This window comes from Marseilla massiliensis, from assembly GCF_016899855.1.
Taxonomy (GTDB): domain Bacteria; phylum Bacteroidota; class Bacteroidia; order Bacteroidales; family Bacteroidaceae; genus Prevotella.
Window position 1 is genome coordinate 85,795 of record NZ_JACJJG010000002.1, and the last position, 22,460, is coordinate 108,254.

The window sequence follows — 22,460 nt, forward strand, 5'->3', positions numbered from 1 at the left end:
AAAGTGTCGGTAATAAAAACAATAAAAACGCTATTCACTCCGGCTCAAGTCATTCACCACTGAACTTTATACTTTTCCTGTAACCTATACCCGTAAGCACGCATACCAGTTCGTTCCTGCCGTTACGCACCTTAACTTCACAATAAGGAATCTTTCTGTGGTTGAAAGTTTCAGTAGCTTCCGCGGTAAGCACATCTCCCTCAACCGCACTGTGAAGGAAAGAGATCGTACTCTCTATGCTGAATGTAAGATTACCGTGACTGTTCATAACAGCAGCAAGCGCAATGTCGGCAAGGGTAAACAGCGCCCCACCCTGGCATACTCCACCTGCATTAAGATGTTCTTTCGTCACCGTCATCACCGCTGTTGCACGGCCGTCGCCTATAAATGTCAATTTCGCTCCGGCGTTATTTGCAAAGCGGTCGTTTGTATTTAAAACGTCTATCAGGGTCATAATCATTCACTTAAGTTAGCCATTAACCTGTCAAAAGCCTTACCGGCCTCTTTCTCTTCATTCAGCAAGGTCACAAACTTGCTGCCTATGATTGTGCCGGCGGCATATCGCCTTGCGCTTTCAAGAGTCTGCTTATTGGATATTCCGAAACCTATCATACGCGGATTGCGCAGGTTCATGCCGTCAATACGGCGGAAATAGTCAATCCTGGACTCGTCAAACTTACTTTGCGCACCGGTGACACTTGCCGAAGAAACCATATATATAAAACCGTCGGTATGATTATCGATCAGCCTTATGCGCTCATCGCTTGTCTCAGGCGTGATCATCATGATGACACGAATGTCATACCGGTCGGCCATTGGCTTGATAGTAGAAAGATAATCATCAAAAGGAAGATCGGGAATGATTACGCCAGACACTCCACACGCCATACACCTATCGAAAAACCGCTCGTAACCATAATGCATTATGACGTTGAGATAGCCCATAAGAACAAGAGGCATGCTGATTTCATCCTTTATCTCCTCAAGTTGGCCGAACAGTTTTTCCAGTGTCATGCCGTTTCTTAAGGCAACAGTTCCGGCAGACTGGATTACAGGTCCGTCGGCAAGTGGATCGCTGAACGGAATGCCTACCTCAACAATATCCACACCACGCTGGTCCAGAACTCTTAACACATCGGCCGTACATTCAAGCGTAGGACAACCCGCACAAAAATAAAGCGAGAAAAGCTTGCGTCCCTTTGCTTCGGTAAATAACGAATTTATTTTGTTCATATCCTTATTGTTGTTTATTCCGTAAAACACGCATTTCATTGATAAAGCGACTTAACATCCCGATATTTTTTATTCCGGGTGAAGTCTCGAAACGACTGTTAAGGTCTATTCCTGCAAGCCTTGGATGGCTGAACCGCAATAAATCCTTGGCATCGTCATGGCCTATACCTCCACTAAGGATAAACGGCAATTTGCCATCATATGCCTCAAGTACGCTCCAGTCAAAATGTATCCCGTTGCCTCCGACGGCCTTCCCTCTCGTGTCGAACAACAACATGTCAGCCGAGTCACAATAATCCATGCCGGCCTTAACATCGGCACGGCTTGTGATGCACAACGCCTTGATTATCGTTATATCACGTCCACAGACTGAACTAACGGCCGAACGGAGACTGTCAAGCATACCTACATCCTCATGACCATGCAACTGCACACCGTCAAGTCTGAACCTCGCTACGGCTGTAACGATTTCATCAACGGCCGAATCGACAAACACCCCTATTTTAAGAGGCTTAACATCACTGCTGATTGCCTGGTCAAAAGCCATGCAGATTATGTCCATTCGCTCGGGAGATACATAGCGCGGACTGTCTTTGTAGAAGATAAATCCAAGCATGTCAACGCCCAACGACATTACATCAAGCACATTTCCGAGGTCCGTCAAACCACAAACTTTTATATTCAAACCACGTTCTGAAGACTTGTATGACAGCTTTTCGAGTTCATGGACAAAACGTCCCAGCTCACGCCCAGGGTTTTCAGCCTTCATAAAACACTCTCCTATCAAGAAGCCGTTGAATCCTACCTGCCTTAAAGAGAGTATGGTATCAGGACTGGAAATGCCGCTCTCACTAACCTTGCACATATCGGAAGGAAGCATGGAGGCCAGCCTGAACGAATTTTCTACATCTGTAACAAAAGTCCCTAAGTTGCGATTGTTCACCCCACATACATCCGGCATTAAGTCCACATAATCAAGCTCGTGCTCATCATGAAGCTCAAGAAGAACCTCCATACCAAGTTCGTGGGCAACGGATAGAAGACTGCCACACTCTTTCCTACCTAAAACAGAGGCTATAAGCAATACTGCCGAAGCTCCGCACAGACGAGCCTGGAACAGCTGGTATTCATCCACGACAAAATTCTTGTAAAGCACAGGCAGGGTAACTCCTGAGCCGCGAGCCTCGGTAATAAAACTATCGTCACCACCGAAAAACTTTCCGTCAGTAAGAATACTTACAGCCGAAGCCCCGTTACGTTGGTATTCCAAAGGTATATCGCAGGCAAGTCCCTCCTCCTTAATCCATCCTTTTGACGGTGAACGGCGCTTGAACTCGGCTATAATTCCTGTATCCGACTGCATCAAGGCCGTTTTAAGCGACGGAACTTCACCGTCTAAGATACGTTCAACGTCGGCATACAAGAGACGCTGAGGACGTAAAGCCTTCATGCGGTCAACCTCTATCCGCTTGTATTCCACTATTTCGTTCAGAATATCTTTCATCTCCACGTAATTTTAATTATCTACAACAAGTCAGGAATTAAGCTCTACAAACTTCCTGAACACCGCCAATGCACGCCCGCTTTCAAGAGATTCACGCGCCAATGCGAGAGCTTCGTCTATAGTCTTTGACTGGTCAACGACCTGGATTCCGAACGCAGCGTTAGCCAATACCACATTTTTACGGTCAGGCAAAGCCCTGTTCTCAAGCACGCTGTCGAATATATCCTTTGCCTCATCGACAGTATCTCCTCCCTGAAGGTTTACCGGATCGGCAATACTAAGGCCCAAATCTACTGGATGGAATATCCTTTCATAACGGTTTGTCGTAACCTTGAAATCCCCCGTGAGCGATATTTCGTCGTAACCGTCAAGACTGTTCACTATGCCGAAATCTATGCCGAGCCGGCGGTAAACATTGCTGTAAAGACGCATTTGGTTAAGGTCTGCCACTCCGAGCAACTGACATTGAGGTTGCGAGGGATTCACTATCGGGCCAAGAAGATTGAAACATGTAGGAAATTGGAGCGCCTTGCGGATAGGCCCAACAAACTTCATCGCACGGGCAAAAAGCTGTGCGTGCAGATACACAATGCCACATTCGTTGATTGACCGGTTAAGCCTGTCCATGTCATCGGTAAACTTCACCCCGTGCGCCTCTATCACGTTAGAAGCGCCACTGGTTGACGTTGCCGCGTAATTACCGTGCTTGGCCACCTTATATCCTGCCCCGGCTATAACGAAACAGGCACATGTAGATATGTTAAACGTATTTTTCTGGTCTCCGCCAGTACCTACAACGTCAATGTAGCGGTCGCAGTCCAACCTGGCAGGTACCCCCGTTTCCAATATACCGTCACGGAATCCGAGCAACTCGTCGACAGTTACGCCACGCATTTGCAGGCCTGTAAGCAAAGCCGTTATTTGCTCAACAGCATATTCACTCCGGGTTATTCCGACAAGAACGTCCCTCGTCTCTTCACGGGAAAGAGTCTCGTGATTCAACATTTTCTGTAATATTTCTCTTACTTCCATCGTTTCTCTGTTTTTTTAATAATACTAACGGCATATCGCCTTAACATCTCCAATCACCGGGCCATATACAAAAAATCAAGCGGGCCTGTCGTAAGAACGACAAGCCCGCTTATCTCTATAAAGTTTTTATACACGGCTCCGTAACTCACGACTTTGTCAATCTTGAGCAACGCCACCACCATGCAAAAAACAAATTCTTCATAATCATATTATTTTATATTGCGATTGCAAATATAAGCATTTTCTTACAAACAACAAATTTTTAGCGAATAAATTTATCGATTTGCAAAAATTTCATTCAAAATAGCTTCATTTTTCTTTTATATTAATGTATATACGCGTATGATTCCGGTACATGTCATGCCTTGTTACGCTTCATCCAACCAGCCGCATAACGTTTACCGTTCATGCAACAGCAAGCGCAAGAAACAACCTACGTAAAAAGACAAAACTGCAATAGGCCACCTTTCACAACCTGAAAGGCCGTCTTTTAAACGACAAAAGGCCGTCTTTCGCAAAGCAAAAGACGGCCTTTTATAAAACACACAAATAATACCAGACTTATAACAGTCCCTAATGTGACGTGCCGGAACAAACCTCAGCAGAAGGCACAGGCACGGCAAGACTCAATAAATCCTGAATTGTCCAGAGACATGGAGCATTGACAGCATATACACCATACCGCTGTAATAACGCAGATAACCTGTAGGAGGTTCAACGTTCCAAAGCCTTTCTATGTATTCTTTCGCCAGACCCTTATCGTCAAGACAAATCGCACCTACGGCATTCGCACCGGCCATGCCTTCAGAATAAAGCCCGGTAGGCTCCGTTCCGTCAAGATTAAACTGGCCATGGGTGAAATTATCTTCCTTGAAGAATCTCAACAGGCGGGTCATCATATCATTCTGGCGCACTTTATCCTTGCCGAACCAATAATAGTCCATGCCTATATTCATGGCACATCTTATGGCATCATACTGATAACGGCGTGCGTCATAATCTTTCTTCCATCCCGGCTGGAACGGCTTTCCTTCAAAAGTGGAATAATCAGGAAACAGGCCCGTTACAGGATGTGACGCAGCGGCAAGCAGATTGCGGGCAGCCTCCGGAGTCTGTGACCAAAAATCCTTATCCGTATCAGACCATCTTGCCCATAGTTCGAAAAACGCAGGAAGGTTATATGACGGGTCTGTATGCAGCCATGAACCATCATCGGACGGAACGAAACTTATAAGCTTAGCATCGGTATTGAACATGTTAAACACGCCCTGCGAACCGTCTTTCGACATAACATCCTTCAATATCGTCCTTGCCTCTTGGGCATAATTAAATGCTCCGCCGTCACCCCAACGATGCGAAGCGAAATACAAGGACATAATGAAATATACCTCACCGTCAGTAGCACAACTCGGTTCGCCGCCTATCTTACTGCCGTCAGGATTGCACTGCCATGCGAAATATCCTTTCCAACGGCCTGAAGTATACAGCATATGCGTCTTTGCCCACCGCCATATTTTATCAAACTCGTCTCTTTTGTCTAATTGCACACATATCATCATCCCGTACGACATACCTTCAGTCCTTACGTCTCGATTGCCGGTATCGTATATGTACGCTGTACTGTCACTGTCCTCAAAATACAGTTTTGTACCGTCATTCACGAAAAAATGGTTCCACACATACTCAAGCCTGTCATCGGTTTCCTTTTGTGACACACCGAGATATTCGTTAAACAGATTCCGGTATTTGCCGGTATAGAACGCGCCGTCGCCCTGTGAACTATTACCGTAATCCACAGCTTCATCCCTGATGTTTCCGGCGCCGCCGCACATGCCAGTACCGCATGGCAACATGCAGCATAATGTAAGTAAAATGGCTAAAAGATTCATATCAGTTAATTGCTTGTTTTTACATGGATTATAAGCTTGTACGCCACGCCGCTACACGAATCGTGTGACATGCGTCCGGCAGCAAAGTTAATGTTTTTATCCATGACACATACAGCGAGTTGCAGCTTTTATGGCGTCATGTAACAAATTGACATGAATTTAAGACAAAAGCATGTTTTCACGCATGCTTATATAAATAAAATACAAGCACGGCCGATATAAAAAATATCACGACCGTGCTTGTAATGACATATCATACCATATGTCTACCGTTGCCACCAACGTTTTTTCTTAGGCGGTTCTTCGTATGATGCCCCACCGAATCTTTCAGCCATAATATCATAATAAGTTTTATTTTCCTTAATCATGCGGTAAATTGTCCCCCAGTCAGGCAAACCACCGATATTGCGGTCATCTATGAACATATCAACCTTCAATTTACGTGAGAAATGATTGTTATTTTCAATTCCACGCTCCTCGGGATAGTCACGGTTGACGGCATAGAACTCAACCCCTCGCTCCTTACACCAGTTTACTGCATCGTCAAGTAACTTGCCTTCACGTACAGACCAAAGTATAAGCTTGTGCCTGTCGGCAATCAACATCTTGAGTGTTTGTGTGGCGAAAGGTATTTCTTTGCCAATTTCCGGATACATGTGTTCCACGATTGTCCCGTCAAAGTCTACTGCTATCGTCATGATTTTAATTAAAATGATGTATTGATGATTGAATAATACCTGAATACCTACGACTTAATCTTACAACAACTAAAGCCCGTAAAGAGCCAGTAGATACCTACATAACACTTTACGGGCTGTCGTTACGATATTATCTCTTTACCGAATTGTCGTTTTCATTTCCGTAATGGCTCTTTGAATAGTCACCATAACTGCCGTAAGTTCCATAAGAACTGCCCTTGCCATAATGTCCGTAACGGCCGTACTTACCGTATTTACCATATCCGTAATAGTAACCGTACTTCTTCTCCGACAAGTCAATACCGTTGATTGCCACACACATGTTTGGCAATTTTTTCTCCTCCGCAAGGTTATTGATAAGGTTGAAGCTTGCCTTCGGCGTGTAATCGGCACGGCACATGTATATACTTATATCCACGTGTTTGGCTATTTGCAAAGTATCAGTAACCAGTCCGACAGGCGCAGTGTCGACAAGCACATAATCATAGTGCTGTTTTATCTGGTTAAGAACTTGCTCCAATGCAGGACGTGATACAAGTTCGGCAGGATTGGGAGGTACAGGACCAGCCATAAGCAGGTCAAGATTATTATTAATCTCTGAAGGCAATATCTGCCCCTTTATATCATTCCATTGAGGATCGTCCATGGTCAAGAGATTTGTAATACCGGTTACATAATTATTGATTTTGAACAACTCTGCAAGTCTCGGCTTACGGATGTCAAGACCAATAAGTATTACTTTCTTACCCAAAAGAGCGAAACTTACAGCCAAATTAGCAGCCGTAAACGTCTTGCCTTCACCCGATGTTGACGACGTAAACAATATTACATTCTGCCCAGGCTTAAGCATGAACTGGATATTCGTACGCATCGAACGGAATATCTCCTCCATTTGGTTATTCTGGTTTTCATGAACGACTATATCCGCTCTTGTCTTCGCAGTGTCACTTGCGACCACAATATCTGCAATAATAGGAAGTTTCGTCAAATTTGCAACATCGTCATGACCCTCAATTCTATAACGGAAGAAATTAATCAAGTATAGAACGCCAGAAGGAATAGCTATGCCAAATACAAGCGACATCAGCAATATGATACTGCCTTTGGGACTTATCTTCTTGTCAAACTGCGGCTTTTCAATAAGCTTACCCTTATCTGCCGTTGCGGCAAGCGAAATGGAATTCTCCTCACGCTTTTGCAGGAGCATCAAGTAAAGACCAGACCTTACTTCCTGCTGCCTGCCGATTTGGGTGAGGATTCTCTCCTGCTCAGGAGCCTTGGTCACCTCGTCGCTATACATGCCAAGTTGCTCTTTAATTGCGTCACGTTGTATAATCAAACCTTTACGAGCCTGCTGCAGAGCCTGTTGAATGCTTGTCTGCATGTCATCAAGTTGTGAAGTAAGCTCGATAACGACAGGGCTGCTTTCTGAAGCGGTACGCAATAAACGATTACGCTCAAGCGCTATTTTGTTATATTCGTTGATAAGTGATGTAGAAGCCTCATCTTGCAGACCTATGTTCGACGGCAACACCTGATGTTTATTGCCAGGGCGGTTGGCAAAGTTAATAAGACTTCCGATAAGCGATATCTGTGTATTCGCCTCATTGAGTTTTTGCTCGTATGTAGACGTATTAGTTGATGTCGTCATTGCATCGAGCTGCAGTTCCATAAGACGATTACTCTTCTTATAACTTTCAAGTTCTCCGTCCGTTGAGCTCAATTCTGCATCAATCTTAGCCAAACGGTCATTTATAAACTCTTCCGTCCTAATGGCCACTTCGTTTTTATCCTCATTAGCCTGTCTGTTATAACAAACTACAAGCTGTTTAAGGTAATCAATGCTTCTCGCTATGTTTTGGTCCTGGAACTGGAGACTGAAAACAGAAGACGTTTTCGATGTTTGCTCAACGGACAGACGTTCTATATAGCTATGCACAGTCTTTTGAGGAGACAATAAGTTTGCATAAAGAGTCTCTCCGTCTTCAAGAGTATATTTTCCGTTCTTCGTTAAAGTAAGAGTTCCGACCTGCGTCCTTACGACAGCAGGCAGTCCAGTTATTGTCTTCTCCAATTCGTAAGGACCAGTAATAGAAACTTCGTCCTCAGCGATGAAATACTCACCCTTTATCTTATAAGTATTACCTTCACGGGTTATTTTAAGTTCAAGTGGAGCATTAAGATTCTCAAGATGAGCGAAGTCCATATCAACATTTATGGGCTGATCTTTATATACAAGCTTTTTCTTTATACTGCCTTTGAGATAATAGTTTACATACAATTTAAGGTCACGTATGGCTTGCTCAGCAACAGTTGTCGAAGATAATATTTCCTGTTCGTTCTCAACACCATAATTACTACTGATTATCCCCAAGTTTGACATACTTTCAAGCGCCTGCAATGCCCCTCCGGTATTTCTTTTGTCATCACTACCATCCTTTATGAGAAGTTTTGCAGAGGTATTGTAAGTAGGCGTTGTATAACGCAAATACAAAAATCCTATGCCGATACAGATAAATACCGACAGGACAAACCATTTCCAGTTGAGGACAAACGCTGTGTAAATGGTTTGGAAATTGAATGAAGATTGTTCCTCTTGCGTTTCTTGAACCCGCTGTTCGTTGTTAAACTCGTTCATCTGTTCCGTGTTTAGTCTTGATTAATGTTGTTTGGCAAAAATATAAAATTATTGACAATCTATTAAACTCATTAAATACTTTCCATAATCGTTTTTCGACATCGGCATAGCAACTGACTTAAGCTTCTCCGCATCAATCCATCCCTGCTTGAATGCAATTTCCTCAAGACATGCGATTTTTAATCCCTGACGTTTTTCTATAACTTCAATGAAAGTAGAGGCTTCGCTCAGACTGTCATGGGTACCGGTATCCAACCACGCGAAACCACGTTGAAGTGTCTGGACTTTTAATATATTCCTGTTCAGATATTCTTGGTTGACAGATGTTATCTCAAGCTCACCGCGCGCACTCGGCTTTATACCTTTTGCAATCTCCACTACGCTGTTAGGGTAAAAGTACAAACCCACCACAGCATAATTGCTCTTCGGGCAAGTGGGCTTTTCCTCTATACTAAGGCAGTTTCCGTTCTCGTCAAATTCAGCGACTCCGTAACGTTCTGGATCATTAACATAATATCCAAATACAGTAGCTTCACCTTTAGTTTCCACCGCCTTGACACAATTTTTTAAAATGGCAGAGAAACCAGCTCCGTGGAAAATATTATCCCCGAGGACAAGACACACACTATCATTCCCAATGAAAGACTCACCAATAATAAAAGCTTGGGCAAGCCCGTCAGGAGAAGGTTGTTCAGCGTATTCAAAACGGACTCCAATATCTGACCCATCACCTAACAGACGCTTGAAACCTGGAAGGTCATAAGGTGTTGAAATAATAAGGATTTCTTTTATTCCGGCAAGCATCAATACTGATATCGGATAATATATCATTGGCTTGTCGAAAATCGGTATCAATTGTTTGCTGATACCTTTTGTGATTGGGTAAAGCCTGGTTCCTGAGCCTCCGGCCAGCACGATTCCTTTCATTTTTACGGATTTATAAAATAAAAAACGGCCGCATGACTCGCATGGGCTTACAGTTATTTTTGTTCTTGTGTATTATTTATTTAAAGACAATTACATGCTTAGCATATTATTGTGCAAAGGTATAATAAAAATTGATAATAATCAAATTTTATTTTGATTTTTGGTGTATTTGATGTAATTTTGCATTCACATTTTTCATGCCGGTCTCTATTCCGGTTTATTAATTATATAATTTGAATATGGGATTTTTAAGTAAATTATTCAAGAAAGACAATAACAATGAGCACAAAACAGGTGGTATGGAAGACTATATGACACTTGTTCGTGTGTATTTACAAGCTGCGATTGCAGAAAATGCAGGCATAACAAATCTTGCGGTCTTACCTGACTTACGAATGTTTAAGACAACATTACACGTTCCGACTGTAAACAACAAGCTGGGAGTTGGCGAAAAAAAGCATTGCAAGAAAATGCTCCAAGACTTGTACAAGACCAATGACGATTTCTTCAAAGAGCTTGATTCCAGTATCCGACGCAATTGCCGGAAGATGCAAGATGTGCAGACTTATCTGATACAATTCCAGAACCTCACCCAAGATGTCATGATGCTAATGGGAAACTTGATGAAATTCAAGCTTCGAGTACCTTCCTTCATGAAAAAAGCAATATATACAATGACGGAAAAAACCGTTTCCGACATTTTTAACAAAAACGATTACAAAGACGCAGGTGTAATGAAGACGATTGTCGGAATACGCACATATAACAAGCGTTTGGGATTCAGCCAAAAATGGATCACCGATTTCGTATTCCAGGTTGTCATGCTTGCGAAAAAAGAACCAAGGCCAAAATCCGACGACACAGAAAAGAAATAATTGCCTCAAAGAAGACAAAAATATTAATCAGGCAGTCATAACTGCCTAAAAACTTGTTTTTTTACAAAATTCATTGAATTAATTTTGCAATGTAATAAAAAAGGTCTAAATTTGTAGACAAAATCCTTATAATGACTGACAATGACAAAATCCTGACACACTTTACCACACGTGTAAGGCAAATGATTCTCCAATACAATGAATTGAAGAATGAAAACGAAGAGCTTTATGCGATGGTTGACGCACGTGAAGAGGAAATAAAACGCCTTAAGGCAAGTCTGGAGCAGTCAAAAAAGGACTATGAATGCCTCAAGACGGCCAAAATGTTGGAAATTAGCGACGGAGACATAGACTCGGCAAAACGAAGACTGTCTGGCCTGATCAGAGAGGTAAACAAATGTATCACGCTGCTGAGCGGAAAATGAACAAGTGGCGATGGCTGGAGAGAAAAAAAAAATACATATAAGATTGCACGTTTACGATACGGACATTGAGGTTGATATCATGCCCGAGAATGAACCTTATTGCAGAAGAGCGGCAAAGCTTATAACAGACGAAGTAAATTCGTTATCTGAGCTATATAGGACAAGCAGAAGCGAAAAGGAAATCCTTTTCATGGCGATGCTGGACATTGCCAGCTGCCTTGAACTTGAGAAAGCGCATAACGATACCGAACCTTACAACAATATTCTCACAAAAATCACCTCTGAAATTGAAGGCGCCTTGGGCGTAAACAGCTCTGCCCATGATACTGATAAGTGAGAATATTAACTTCAACTAAATAACAAATGATATTAAATATTGTAGTGGCCGTGGTAGCTCTCGTAATCGGAGGGCTCGCGGGGTATTTTATTTTTAGGTATGTTATTACCGGAAAATACAAGGGAATGATTAGTGCCGCTGAAAAAGAAGCCGATGTCTTAAAAGAAAAAAAGATGTTGGAGGTAAAGGAAAAATTCCTTAACAAAAAATCCGAACTGGAAAAAGAGGTACAAAGCAGGAACCAGAAAATACAACAAAACGAGAACAGGCTGAAACAAAGAGAACTGTCATTGAACCAACGCCAGGAAGAACTCGGACGCAGGAAACAAGACCTTGATCAGCAACAGCAGAGGATTGACAACGAAAAAAAGCTTATCCAGATACGCCAGGACGAACTTGACAAGATGCAGCTGCAAGAACGCGCAAAACTTGAAGAACTATCAGGGCTCAGCGCGGAAGAGGCAAAAAACAGGCTTGTAGAAAGCCTTAAAGATGAAGCCCGTACTGACGCAGCGAGCTACATAAATGAAATAATGGATGAGGCAAAGCTGAACGCAAATGCGCAGGCTAAGAAAATTGTCATACAGACCATACAACGCGTTGCCACGGAAACCGCTATCGAAAATTCTGTAAGCGTATTCCATATTGACAACGATGAGGTTAAGGGACGTATTATCGGACGCGAAGGACGCAACATACGTGCACTTGAAGCCGCTACTGGTGTAGAAATCGTAGTTGACGATACACCTGAAGCTATTGTAATTTCAGCATTCGACCCTATCAGACGAGAGGTGTGCCGCCTCGCATTACACCAACTCGTCGCTGACGGACGCATCCATCCGGCACGTATTGAAGAAGTTGTAGCAAAAGTAAAAAAACAACTTGACAATGAAATCATCGAGACCGGAAAACGTACCGCTATAGATCTTGGGATACACGGATTGCACCCAGAACTTATCCGCATTATCGGAAAGATGAAATACCGCTCAAGTTATGGCCAGAATCTTTTGCAACACGCACGTGAAACAGCCAACTTATGTGCGGTAATGGCTTCGGAACTCGGTTTGAATCCGAAGAAGGCAAAGCGTGCCGGATTACTTCACGATATAGGAAAGGTTCCGGATGAGGAGAGCGAATTGCCACACGCACTATACGGAGCCAAGATTGCAGAGAAATATAAGGAGAAGCCAGACATTGTAAACGCTATCGGAGCTCACCACGACGAAATGGAGATGAATACTCTACTTGCTCCGATTGTACAAGTTTGCGACGCTATTAGCGGTGCACGTCCAGGCGCACGCCGCGAAATAGTCGAGGCCTATATCAAGCGTCTGAATGACCTTGAAGCCATAGCAATGAGTTATCCTGGCGTGACAAAAACTTATGCCATCCAAGCCGGACGTGAACTTCGAGTAATAGTCGGAGCTGACAAGATGGACGACAAGGAAACAGAAAAACTTTCGGGAGAAATCGCGACAAAGATACAGAACGAAATGACTTATCCCGGACAAGTAAAAATTACTGTTATACGTGAAACCCGTAGCGTGGCATACGCAAAATAATCAAACTTATTATTGATAAAAAAGAAACGTGTACATGTCAATCTCGAGGCATGTACACGTTTCTTTTTTATGATTTGTCTGACAATAAATAATTCATTGAAGGATATTTGGTAACATTTTAAAAGGCCGCCTTTTGTCACTCAAAAGGCGGCATATTGCAAGTTAAAAGGCGGTCTTTTACTATCTGATTGACCATCAATTACACAACCATTTAATTTTTCATATCATGTCGCCATAAGTCATTTTGCCAGCAGCAGACTGACATTGTTCCTTTCTGCTACATTATTAGTTCGGGAATTACACTATTAAGCCCTCTCATCAAAATGCCAATTTCAAAGTTTTTTGCCATGTATCAGTGACAATACGGACAAAGAACACGCCATCTGAAGGCAGACGCATACGTATTTCTTTACCGTAGCCTTTCTCCGACCCCAACATCTTACCGTCTATCCCATATATGTCAATTCTGCTAATATCTGTATCAGTTGACACAAAGAGTATTCCGTCGTGCAATTCATATTTCAAGCCGAGTATCTCGTTTTGGATAATGGACGTATTCTGCTCTAAATATTTCAAGCCAGCAAACGCGTCAAGTTTGCCATGGCCAAAGACGCCGTTCGCCACTTCACCCGTAAAAGTATCATGAGAAGAAGTGCTCTCAATAATTCTACGTATATCCTCTAACGACAAATAAGGATTTGCTTCAAGCCACAAGGCCAGAGTACCGGTAACAACAGGCGTCGCCATCGACGTGCCGCTGGCAACACCCCAAGAATACGTCCGTCCGGTATAATCATCCACGACACTTGTGACCTTATCTTCCGGACTAACATAAAAACTATTTGCATAAGAATTGAATGACGACACGACAGCCGCGCCGGGAGCTACGACGTCAGGCTTTATCCTATTGTCGTAAGTAGGGCCTTTGCCTGACAAAGGATATATATCTTCAAGCGTCCAGTCTTTATCATGAATGGAACCGGACAAATCATTGTATGTATTTTTAGATACATAAGCTCCCACGGCTATCGAATTAAATCCCGTAGCTGTAGCTGCAATAGAACTCTCATTCGTCCCAGCAGAATATCCATTCTTCCCTAAAGATACAAATTCACCATAATCGCTGTTTATCATGTAACGGCCACTTTCTGACGACAAAGCGACCTCCCATATCTCTGTTTCGGGCAAATCGTAAGTCATAGTAACCCGAAAACATGGATTACCGTTAGAAGGATTTTCTGACACAGAAACGCTCAAATGACCGTTATCGCTTGCCTGCGAACCAAAGTCCTTAAAGCTTAACGTCTGCCGTTCGTCACTGGTAAACGTCTTAGTAAACAGTTTTTCCCCTGTATCTTTGTTCTTGAGAGACAACACCAATTCGTAATCAGCCCCACGTTCACCTTGTATAAACAGATTGTCACGATTATAGGTTGGCGGTATCCAAAAACTTTTCACTCCAGTACAATCTGCTCCAAACAAACCGGATAATGTTGAATTACGGTCGCCTTCATTACCTGCGGCAATAGAGATGACCTTACCAGTTTGCCCTTCCATTAAATTATCTATCAGCACGGAAAACGCATCTGTACCGTCTTTATACCCCAAAACAGTACCTATACTAAGATTTATGGAAATAGGTTTACCGGCTTTCTCCGCATATTCAAGCAGATAATCAATTCCGTCTATTATCCCTTGCTCAGTCTTGTTGGTCGATACAAGCACAATATCAGCTTCCGGAGCAACACCAAGATATGGCCCGTCATAACTTCCGGTAGCAATACCTGCCACATGAGTGCCATGCGTGTCACCCGTTAGTTCCATGTCGCGGCCAGCCGAAACAATTTCAGCCGTACTTCGATACTCCTTCCCGTAACCATAATCACTGTCCGTTACGAGGAAATTATTTTGGTCCCATACAGCCTGTATTCTACAATTACCGTCTTTGTCACGGAAATTAGGATGATTGAAATCAAATCCGGCGTCAATTATTCCGACCAGCACTCCCTTACCCGTAAATGGCATTGTAAGCGAAGTACCAGCATGAACCTCGTCCACATGCGTGAGCCGTCGTGCTGCATCCATCATCATGTGGACTTCCTGTCCTGCATCAACAGCCTCTACTCCATCGTCATCCGCAAGCGCCGCCAGCATTGACATAGGCACAACGGCTGTATAAAGATTGCCGGTTCCCACATTAAACTTGACACCATATATCCGCCCAATACGCTCAATGTCCGCACCATCAGCCAAACGGATAAATACATTAACCGTTTGCTCTGGCGACAAGGTTCGAGTAACAACTGCCTTTTCCATTAAATTGACGGTCGAGGCTGTCAATTTCGGACTATATTCCTTAACATCAACTTGCGCACCACCTGCCAATACGCAAAGCGACAACAAAAGTACGAATAATGATTTTTTCATGGCTGGATTTTTATTAAAAAGTCCACAATACGCACACTATTGATGGCATTGTGGACTTATAACCTGGCTCTGAATATTACTTAATGATAATCTTACGGCTATGTTTTACGCCGTCACCGTATACAGTTGCAACGAAATACCCTTTCGCCGGAACATACACGCCGCCATCATTTATGTCGCCTTGGACTACAATCTGTCCGTCAAGACTTGTGATAACTATGCTTCTGGCGCCGGCAATCGTCGTCGAGACGTTGTGTCCGTCAACGATGATATCCCCGCTTATTTCACTTGTCACGTTGCTTATTGACGAGGCGATGTCGGCCTGCCACTTCAAAATGGGATATCCGCTGTTTAAGTTCTGTCCGTCGGCAACCCACACGCCCTGGCCCTTGTCAAGAGCAGCAAGGAAGTCTGCGCCCTTCATTTCAGCCTCTGTCTTTGCGGTAACGCCGGTGTTCTCGTCAGCCAAACCGTCAGAATAAGTAAGATAATAGCAATTCTCTATTTTCCAACTATCGTCCCAACCAACAGAACCTGCTACTGCAGCACCCCACATATAGCCCAACTCATCAGGAGTCCATACCTTTCCGTAATTATAACTGTTACGCAACACGCCGCTGTCTATCGACCCGACAAGACCTCCGCCGTACATTCCCGTGAAACAGATTTCACTTGTATTATAGCAGTTTTCTATAATTACATCCCCATCAACATAACCGGCTATTCCTGCGACACCGGTCAAACTCGTTATTTTAGCACGGTTGACACAGCCTGATATTACGCCGCCATTCATCAAGCCGACAATACCTCCATGATACCACCCTGACTCCAAGGACAGTTCCGCGTTATTGACGCAATTGGATATTGTACCCCCTTTCATGGTGCCGACAAATAAACCGGAGCTGTCAAGTCCTTCTATCTTTGACCTGTTGCCTATCGACAGATTCTTTATTACGGCATTTCCTGATATACATGCGAACAAACCTGTACCTCCTACAGAATTCACCTCATCCACATAATAGATATAAACATTATCTATCGTCTTGTAATTTCCATCGAAAACTCCAAGAAAATATTTTGAGTCATCTATTATTTTCGACTGGTCTTCAGGATCAACATATTCGTCAAAAAATCCTATCGGACTAAATTTCAGGTCCTTATCTCCACCCATGTCAAGGTCGCTCGCCAACTTAAAATATTTTCCTTCATACGTCTCTCCGGCCCTTACCTGCTCAGAAAGGTAGGCCAGATGTTGGGGAGTCTCTATAAGATACGGGTCTGCTTGGCTACCACTACCTGAAGTCCACGACGTTGCCGTCCCGTCCCAAACTTGCGCGTACATTGACGCAGCCATGATAAATCCCAACATGAGTAAAAATGTCTTTTTCATAATTTAACGGTTTAATTAGTTATAAAAAGTGTCTTAATGCAAATCTATTGATTTTTCCTACAAGTAAAAAATATTTAAGAAAGAAAAGTAATAAAGCTTGCAATTTTTAACAAAATAAATAAATCACCGTTTTGTTTTAACGTTTTTTACTATTGGTGTGTATACCGTTCAAGTGTAAAATATCCTTGAATGTCTATGAATTATGTGTTTTTGTATAGATTAAGACAAAATTTATAACATATTAAACCGCTTAATAACACATATTCTTCAATCAAACCTATAATACATTGATACTCAACGATTTATAAAATGCCGTCTTTTAACGAGTAAAAGACGGCATTTTAGCCTTTAAAAGATGGCCTTTGGCAAGCTCAAAGACGGCGTTTTATATTTCAACTTATCGTTCAGAAATTCCAATGTAACGAACGTGAGTCACGGTACTGTGAAGGAGACATGCCTGTATGTCTGCGAAAAAAGCGGCTAAGGTATGACTGGTCCGGAAAACATAAGCGCGCAGCTATTTGAGTAACAGATAGCGACGAATCCATCAGCTGCCCTTTTATCTCGGCTATAAGCTGTGCATCGATTAGCTGTTTGGGCGTACGCCCCATACTATGACGAAACACTATTTTGTTAAGATAGCGTTGGGTGATGTTCAGTTTGTCGGCATAATACTCGGCGTTATGATGCTTCACCGCCTCCGATTTCACAAGCCGAATAAACTCGTGGGCAATTAACTGTGTGTTAGTAAAATCGTTCTTTACGTCGATTCTCTCCTGAATAGTCCCGAAACACCACATCCAGAACCCTTGCAGGAATGTTTCCTCCTGTAGCGTCATAAACCGAAGCCGCCCCGGCGTGCCAAAAAGCATGCGCGCCATGTCCATCCAAAGCAGCAGTTCACGCCATGTACGCTGACTGCGGTCGTCAGGAGTGTGGAGATAAAGCGGATGAAGCTCATTATAGTCAAAATATATATGGTCTATCGGGAGCGACACTTTAGCAAGAAGTTCTTGTGTGAAAGAAAAAAGCCTTACCCCGAAATCACAAGAACGGTCTGTACATTGCACAAGACAACCAGCCGTAAGCGTCAGTTCGGTTTGCGGCTTCAGGATATACGTATCCGTGCCTGTGTTCAGCGTTGCTGTACCCGACACGACGGCAAGGTACACCCCAACGTGGAGCCTCAACGGATAAGAGGCCATCCAGCCAAGGTCTGTTTCAAGATATTTTATCTGCCCCGGAACTTCCGGTAATATAATGTGTTCGTTAACAGAAGTGTCCATAATCAAGTGCAAAATTAGTAAAATTAATCATCTTTACATGCTGTTTGTTCCAAAAATGAAATACATTGTAGAAACTATGAAATACGCGAACAGCTGCAAATATGTACTTTTGCATCCAAAATTCACAAAGATGAGGATAACATTAGAAGCTAAAAAAGAAAACCCGCGACTGTTTCTTGAAGGATTTTTAGGGTTATTAAGCACATTTGGACCGTTCGTACTTGACATGTACATATCATCGTTTCCGATGATTACCGAATATTATCATACCGTACCGTCTATGGTACAAATGTCACTGGCTTCGTGTACGGTCGGCCTGGCGTTAGGCCAACTGCTCTTCGGAACCATCAGCGACCGTTACGGCAGGCGCCAGCCACTGCTCTTTTCACTATTGTTATTCCTCGCCGCCACGCTCGGCTGCTTATCCGTTCATTCCATAACATTCTTCATAGCAATGCGTTTCTTCCAGGGACTGGCCGCAGCAGGCTCAATAGTATTGTCGCGCTCGATCGCTGCCGACAGCTATTCAGGCAGCGCCCTGGCACGGATGTTCGGAATAATCGGCATGATTAACGGTGTAGCGACAGTACTTGCGCCAATGTTCGGAGGTATCGTCGTGAGCACCGGCGGCTGGAGGGCCGTGTTCTGGTTGCTCTTCGCCATCGGGGTCACAATGGTTTTCGGCACCATATTGCTAAAGGAGTCTCTGCCTTCGGACAACCGTACTCCACTTAATCCAAACGCGCTTATAAGCGATATCAGGAAAATACTGACCAACCGTATATATTTATGCGCGGTAGCACAATACGGGCTTGTCATGGCCATGATATTCACCAATCTCGCCTCCGCGCCCTTCATCATGGATTCATACGGTCTGTCAGCCGAACGCATAAGCCTTGTCTTCGGGGTAAACGCAATCGCACTTGCCATATCTGCAGGCATTGCCGCAAGGCTCGGAGACATGCGCCGCGTAATCAGGATATCGAGTTCCTGGGCACTTGTTTTAGCGGTAGTACTTGCAGTCACACTGCTCACGCATGCCGGATTCTGGGCATACGAAGGCTCACTGTTCATGCTCTACATGTTCGTAGGCGCAATGTGCACAGCTTCAAACACGCTCGCCATGGGTTCTGAACGCAACAATGCAGGCATAGCCTCAGCCCTATTGGGAACAATTGGATATGCTGTTGGCGGAGTAGTGTCGCCGCTTGTCGGGCTCGGAAATGTATTCATGACATCTTCCATCATCTTCGTTGCCATCACGGCCGCAAGCTGTATGCTCGCGCACAGCGTTAAATTAAGCGATAAATAACAAGAACCGGATACTCACTTATCCCAACTTCCTGAATACAAACCTTACAATCAGGAAGTTGGTGGGTATTGCAATGCAATATACCGGAACAGGAGCCAGCGACTTGCTGACGCCCAACCATATAAAAAGATTAAGCAAACATATCTGCAACAGATAATTAAACACGTGCGCGACGCCAAATCCCAAACCGTTCTTTACGGACTTTTTGCGTCGGAAAGTAAACCGTGCCGACAGCAGATAATTGACCACAAAACTGATGAAATAGCCTAAAGTATATGCCACGTTGACATTCATCAGGTCATTAAGCAGCCAATAAATTCCGTAATGAAGGGCCGTCGCCACAACGCCGACAATGCCGAAACGTACTATCTCGAAAAATGTCTCACGGTTAAATAACATAATATATGATGTAAAAAGCTGCGCAAAGATACGCCAAAATCAACACAAAAACAAGAAATGAAGCTTGTTTTCTTAAAATACATTAAAACCTGTTTGTATTTCGAGTGATTGTCCGTTTATTGTTTAGAAAGGCTTATGAGACAGTCAGAATTTGAAGACATAGCAGAAAGGATAAGGCTGAAAGCGGTGAAAATAGCCAGCTCAATGTCTGTAGGCGACGACGAGGCAGAGGACATTGCCCAAGAGGTAATGCTGAAGCTGTGGACCGTCCGCGACGACATCAGCAGCATATCACACGCCGAAAACCTGGCTGTCTGCATAGCCCGACACCGTGCCATAGACGGATTCAGGCGGCAACATACCGTACCGATAGACTCAAACAAGAGCTACATTGACGAAAAACAGCCTACGCCTGACGTTTCGCTTGAAGAGCACGAGAATATGGAATGGCTTAAAAACAAGCTTGCGCAACTGCCTTCAACAGAATACAAGATATTGAGATTAAGACAGATTGAACGCAAGACTTACGACGAAATAGCCACAATGCTGGGCATATCGCCAGCGTCGGTGTCGACGCTTCTCTCAAGGGCAAGGAACAAGATACTCGGCGAAATAATGAAAAGGAGAAAATAAGATGAAAGAAAAAGACATACGGCAACTGATTGAACGGTTCATGGCAGGCCAAACATCCATCGAAGAGGAGAGCCTGTTGGCTGAATATTTCCGCACCCACGACGTTCCGGAAGAGTGGAAAGCTTATAAGGAAATGTTCGCGTGGTTCGACGAAGGAATGCCTCTTGACAACATTCAAGATGGCAATGAGCCAAACATGCAAGCCTCAACAGATACTGGCAGAGGAGAAAATAGCCCTAAGCACGCTATCTTACAGCCATCAACAAACCACCGTAGCGGACGTAATACCTTTAAGAAGTTGTACCTGTTAATAGCCGCGGCAGCAGCCGTCACCATGCTACTGCTCATTACATGGCCCGCGCCAAAGCAATCAATGACGGCAGACAACTTGCCCATGCCAACCAAGTCGGTAAATATTGAACAGGCAATAAAGACGGACACGCTGACCGTTGACACGGCAACCGTAAATACTCCAAAGAACAAAAAAACACGACGCAGCATAAGAAGGGACAGATACAAGCCCATGCCTCCTAAAGTATATTTAGCCGAAACACGGCAAGACACCATAAGCCATGAGGCAAAACTCATAGCCGAAAAGAACGTTAAGGAGACCGAAATGCAGCAGGAAGAAATACTGAACGACATATATAATGACTATAAAAGCATTGAGGCAGGACTGGAAATATACCTGACCGCCCTTGAAAGTTACGATGTTGAAGAAGAATATTATTAAAAAACAAGAAGATATGAAAGCAATAAGATTATTAGCCACGACACTACTATGCGCCGCAACGACCGTAGCAGTGAACGCACAGGAAAATCTGAAAAAGGCCATCGACAGCTTCATAAACGACAAAAGCCTCTCGGAGTATTTTCACAGAAGCAACTACCTGGAGAACACAGGTCCGGAGAACAAGGTTTCATCGTTCTGCGACCAATATGTATTCGTGTTGCCGATGAACAAGAAAAAGGAACTTAATCCCGTACTAAACGCATTCAAAAAAGACACGGATGTTGCCTACAACGTATATTCCAAAGACGCCGGAATAGACAATAACCGTCTTACAAACATAGCATACGGAGGAAAACTTGACAAAAGCATATCTTTTGGTGCCCACAAAGACAGGAATTACCGCATAATGCTTGTACAAGACCCAAAAGACAGCCTGCGCCGTTACTGCTACGCAATAATATGGTACGAGAACGAAGACAACGGCAAGTTCTGCGGCTCGATAAACGTGATTTACAGCCTGAATCCGCAGAAAGTAAAAAATAACACCACCACATATATAAACCTTGGCGACCTTGAACAGCTGAAGGAGCTTGAAAAGCTAAAAGACCTCGATGTGCTGAAAAAGCTCGGAAGCGGCACATATGAAATCCAAAGTGGCGACATGCAGGACAACAACGAGATAAAGACAAGCACGGATTTTTTCAGGCGTTTAAGCAGTCTTAGAGCTACGTTCATGAAGTCGCGCAGCACAAACAAGGACGACGTAAGGACGGTATTGGCCAACAAGATACTGGAACTATGCCGCGAACACGGCAAACTATTGAACCAAGAAGAGCGTAAGTTCTGCATCCGCAGCATAGAGGACATGCAGATGCGGGAATGGGACGTATATATAAAAGGACTGTTTGATATCGCCATATCAGACCTAAAGAAATAGGATAACATACTCTCTCTGAATTTAACAAGCACGCAATCCGTGAGGCACAGCCAGCGCCTCACGGATTTATTGTTTACTGACGGTCATGCAAAAGGCCGTCTTTTACAGTCCCAACGGCCGTCTTTCGGAAGACAATAGGCCATCTTTCACAATGTAAAAGGTGGCATACCGCAAAGTCAAGGATTTAAAAGCTTTTACAGATAAAAAACAGAGCGCGCAACAA

Annotated in this window: 20 protein-coding genes; 8 read left to right on the forward strand and 12 right to left on the reverse strand. The window is 43.7% G+C overall.

The window, feature by feature from the left end; translation table 11 throughout:
• Nucleotides 1-49: 49 nt before the first annotated feature.
• From H6A34_RS01110 to rfbA, 8 genes are all read right to left on the reverse strand, one after another.
• A complete protein-coding gene (locus tag H6A34_RS01110; protein ID WP_205102933.1) occupies nt 50-454 on the reverse strand; it encodes a PaaI family thioesterase in 405 nt (134 codons plus the stop codon).
• 2 nt (nt 455-456) lie between these two features.
• Complete coding sequence (trpA, locus tag H6A34_RS01115) at nt 457-1,233, reverse strand: tryptophan synthase subunit alpha (protein WP_205102935.1); 777 nt, start codon at nt 1,231-1,233, stop codon at nt 457-459.
• Nucleotides 1,234-1,237: 4 nt separating this feature from the next.
• Nucleotides 1,238-2,737: an indole-3-glycerol phosphate synthase TrpC gene (gene trpC, locus H6A34_RS15365; protein ID WP_205102937.1), complete on the reverse strand. Its 1,500-nt coding sequence runs from the start codon at nt 2,735-2,737 to the stop codon at nt 1,238-1,240.
• 30 nt (nt 2,738-2,767) lie between these two features.
• Complete coding sequence (gene trpD / locus H6A34_RS01125; RefSeq protein WP_205102938.1) at nt 2,768-3,769, reverse strand: anthranilate phosphoribosyltransferase; 1,002 nt, start codon at nt 3,767-3,769, stop codon at nt 2,768-2,770.
• Nucleotides 3,770-4,395: 626 nt separating this feature from the next.
• Nucleotides 4,396-5,658: a family 8 glycosyl hydrolase gene (locus H6A34_RS01130; protein ID WP_239480711.1), complete on the reverse strand. Its 1,263-nt coding sequence runs from the start codon at nt 5,656-5,658 to the stop codon at nt 4,396-4,398.
• Between the two features lie 266 nt (nt 5,659-5,924).
• On the reverse strand, nt 5,925-6,356 hold the full coding sequence (locus H6A34_RS01135) for a BT0820 family HAD-type phosphatase (protein WP_021948921.1): 432 nt from the start codon (nt 6,354-6,356) through the stop codon (nt 5,925-5,927).
• A gap of 130 nt (nt 6,357-6,486) precedes the next feature.
• A complete protein-coding gene (locus H6A34_RS01140; protein WP_205102939.1) occupies nt 6,487-8,994 on the reverse strand; it encodes a GumC family protein in 2,508 nt (835 codons plus the stop codon).
• Between the two features lie 48 nt (nt 8,995-9,042).
• Nucleotides 9,043-9,921: a glucose-1-phosphate thymidylyltransferase RfbA gene (rfbA, locus tag H6A34_RS01145; protein WP_205102940.1), complete on the reverse strand. Its 879-nt coding sequence runs from the start codon at nt 9,919-9,921 to the stop codon at nt 9,043-9,045.
• A gap of 239 nt (nt 9,922-10,160) precedes the next feature.
• Here rfbA and H6A34_RS01150 point away from each other — a divergent pair, with 239 nt between their 5' ends.
• From H6A34_RS01150 to rny, 4 genes are all read left to right on the forward strand, one after another.
• Nucleotides 10,161-10,796, forward strand: a complete 636-nt coding sequence (locus tag H6A34_RS01150) for a hypothetical protein (RefSeq protein WP_205102941.1) — start codon at nt 10,161-10,163, stop codon at nt 10,794-10,796.
• 131 nt (nt 10,797-10,927) lie between these two features.
• Nucleotides 10,928-11,221, forward strand: coding sequence for a hypothetical protein (locus H6A34_RS01155; protein WP_205102942.1), 294 nt, complete (start codon nt 10,928-10,930; stop codon nt 11,219-11,221).
• A gap of 10 nt (nt 11,222-11,231) precedes the next feature.
• Nucleotides 11,232-11,558, forward strand: a complete 327-nt coding sequence (zapA, locus tag H6A34_RS01160) for a cell division protein ZapA (RefSeq protein ID WP_205102943.1) — start codon at nt 11,232-11,234, stop codon at nt 11,556-11,558.
• Between the two features lie 26 nt (nt 11,559-11,584).
• The gene (rny, locus tag H6A34_RS01165; protein WP_021948927.1) at nt 11,585-13,120 is read left to right on the forward strand and encodes a ribonuclease Y; all 1,536 of its coding nucleotides are present in this window, start codon (nt 11,585-11,587) and stop codon (nt 13,118-13,120) included.
• Between the two features lie 318 nt (nt 13,121-13,438).
• On the opposite strand, the gene H6A34_RS01170 is transcribed toward rny, so the two are convergent.
• From H6A34_RS01170 to H6A34_RS01180, 3 genes are all read right to left on the reverse strand, one after another.
• On the reverse strand, nt 13,439-15,547 hold the full coding sequence (locus tag H6A34_RS01170; RefSeq protein WP_205102944.1) for a S8 family serine peptidase: 2,109 nt from the start codon (nt 15,545-15,547) through the stop codon (nt 13,439-13,441).
• A gap of 76 nt (nt 15,548-15,623) precedes the next feature.
• Nucleotides 15,624-16,937, reverse strand: coding sequence for a T9SS C-terminal target domain-containing protein (locus tag H6A34_RS01175; RefSeq protein ID WP_205102945.1), 1,314 nt, complete (start codon nt 16,935-16,937; stop codon nt 15,624-15,626).
• A 404-nt stretch (nt 16,938-17,341) separates the two neighbouring features.
• Nucleotides 17,342-18,223, reverse strand: a complete 882-nt coding sequence (locus H6A34_RS01180; RefSeq protein ID WP_205102947.1) for an AraC family transcriptional regulator — start codon at nt 18,221-18,223, stop codon at nt 17,342-17,344.
• A 130-nt stretch (nt 18,224-18,353) separates the two neighbouring features.
• Between H6A34_RS01180 and H6A34_RS01185 the strand changes: the two genes are divergently transcribed.
• The gene (locus tag H6A34_RS01185; protein WP_205102949.1) at nt 18,354-19,535 is read left to right on the forward strand and encodes a Bcr/CflA family efflux MFS transporter; all 1,182 of its coding nucleotides are present in this window, start codon (nt 18,354-18,356) and stop codon (nt 19,533-19,535) included.
• 18 nt (nt 19,536-19,553) lie between these two features.
• Here the strand turns inward: H6A34_RS01185 and H6A34_RS01190 are convergent, their stop codons facing one another.
• Nucleotides 19,554-19,934 carry a GtrA family protein gene (locus tag H6A34_RS01190; protein WP_021948932.1) on the reverse strand — a complete coding sequence of 127 codons (381 nt, stop codon included), beginning with the start codon at nt 19,932-19,934 and terminating at the stop codon, nt 19,554-19,556.
• 135 nt (nt 19,935-20,069) lie between these two features.
• Here H6A34_RS01190 and H6A34_RS01195 point away from each other — a divergent pair, with 135 nt between their 5' ends.
• The 3 genes from H6A34_RS01195 to H6A34_RS01205 are packed head-to-tail and all read left to right on the forward strand — an operon-like array spanning nt 20,070 to nt 22,237.
• A complete protein-coding gene (locus H6A34_RS01195; protein WP_205102950.1) occupies nt 20,070-20,567 on the forward strand; it encodes an RNA polymerase sigma factor in 498 nt (165 codons plus the stop codon).
• Nucleotide 20,568: 1 nt separating this feature from the next.
• The gene (locus H6A34_RS01200) at nt 20,569-21,300 is read left to right on the forward strand and encodes a hypothetical protein (protein WP_205102952.1); all 732 of its coding nucleotides are present in this window, start codon (nt 20,569-20,571) and stop codon (nt 21,298-21,300) included.
• Between the two features lie 13 nt (nt 21,301-21,313).
• Nucleotides 21,314-22,237: a hypothetical protein gene (locus H6A34_RS01205; protein WP_205102953.1), complete on the forward strand. Its 924-nt coding sequence runs from the start codon at nt 21,314-21,316 to the stop codon at nt 22,235-22,237.
• Nucleotides 22,238-22,460 lie beyond the last annotated feature (223 nt).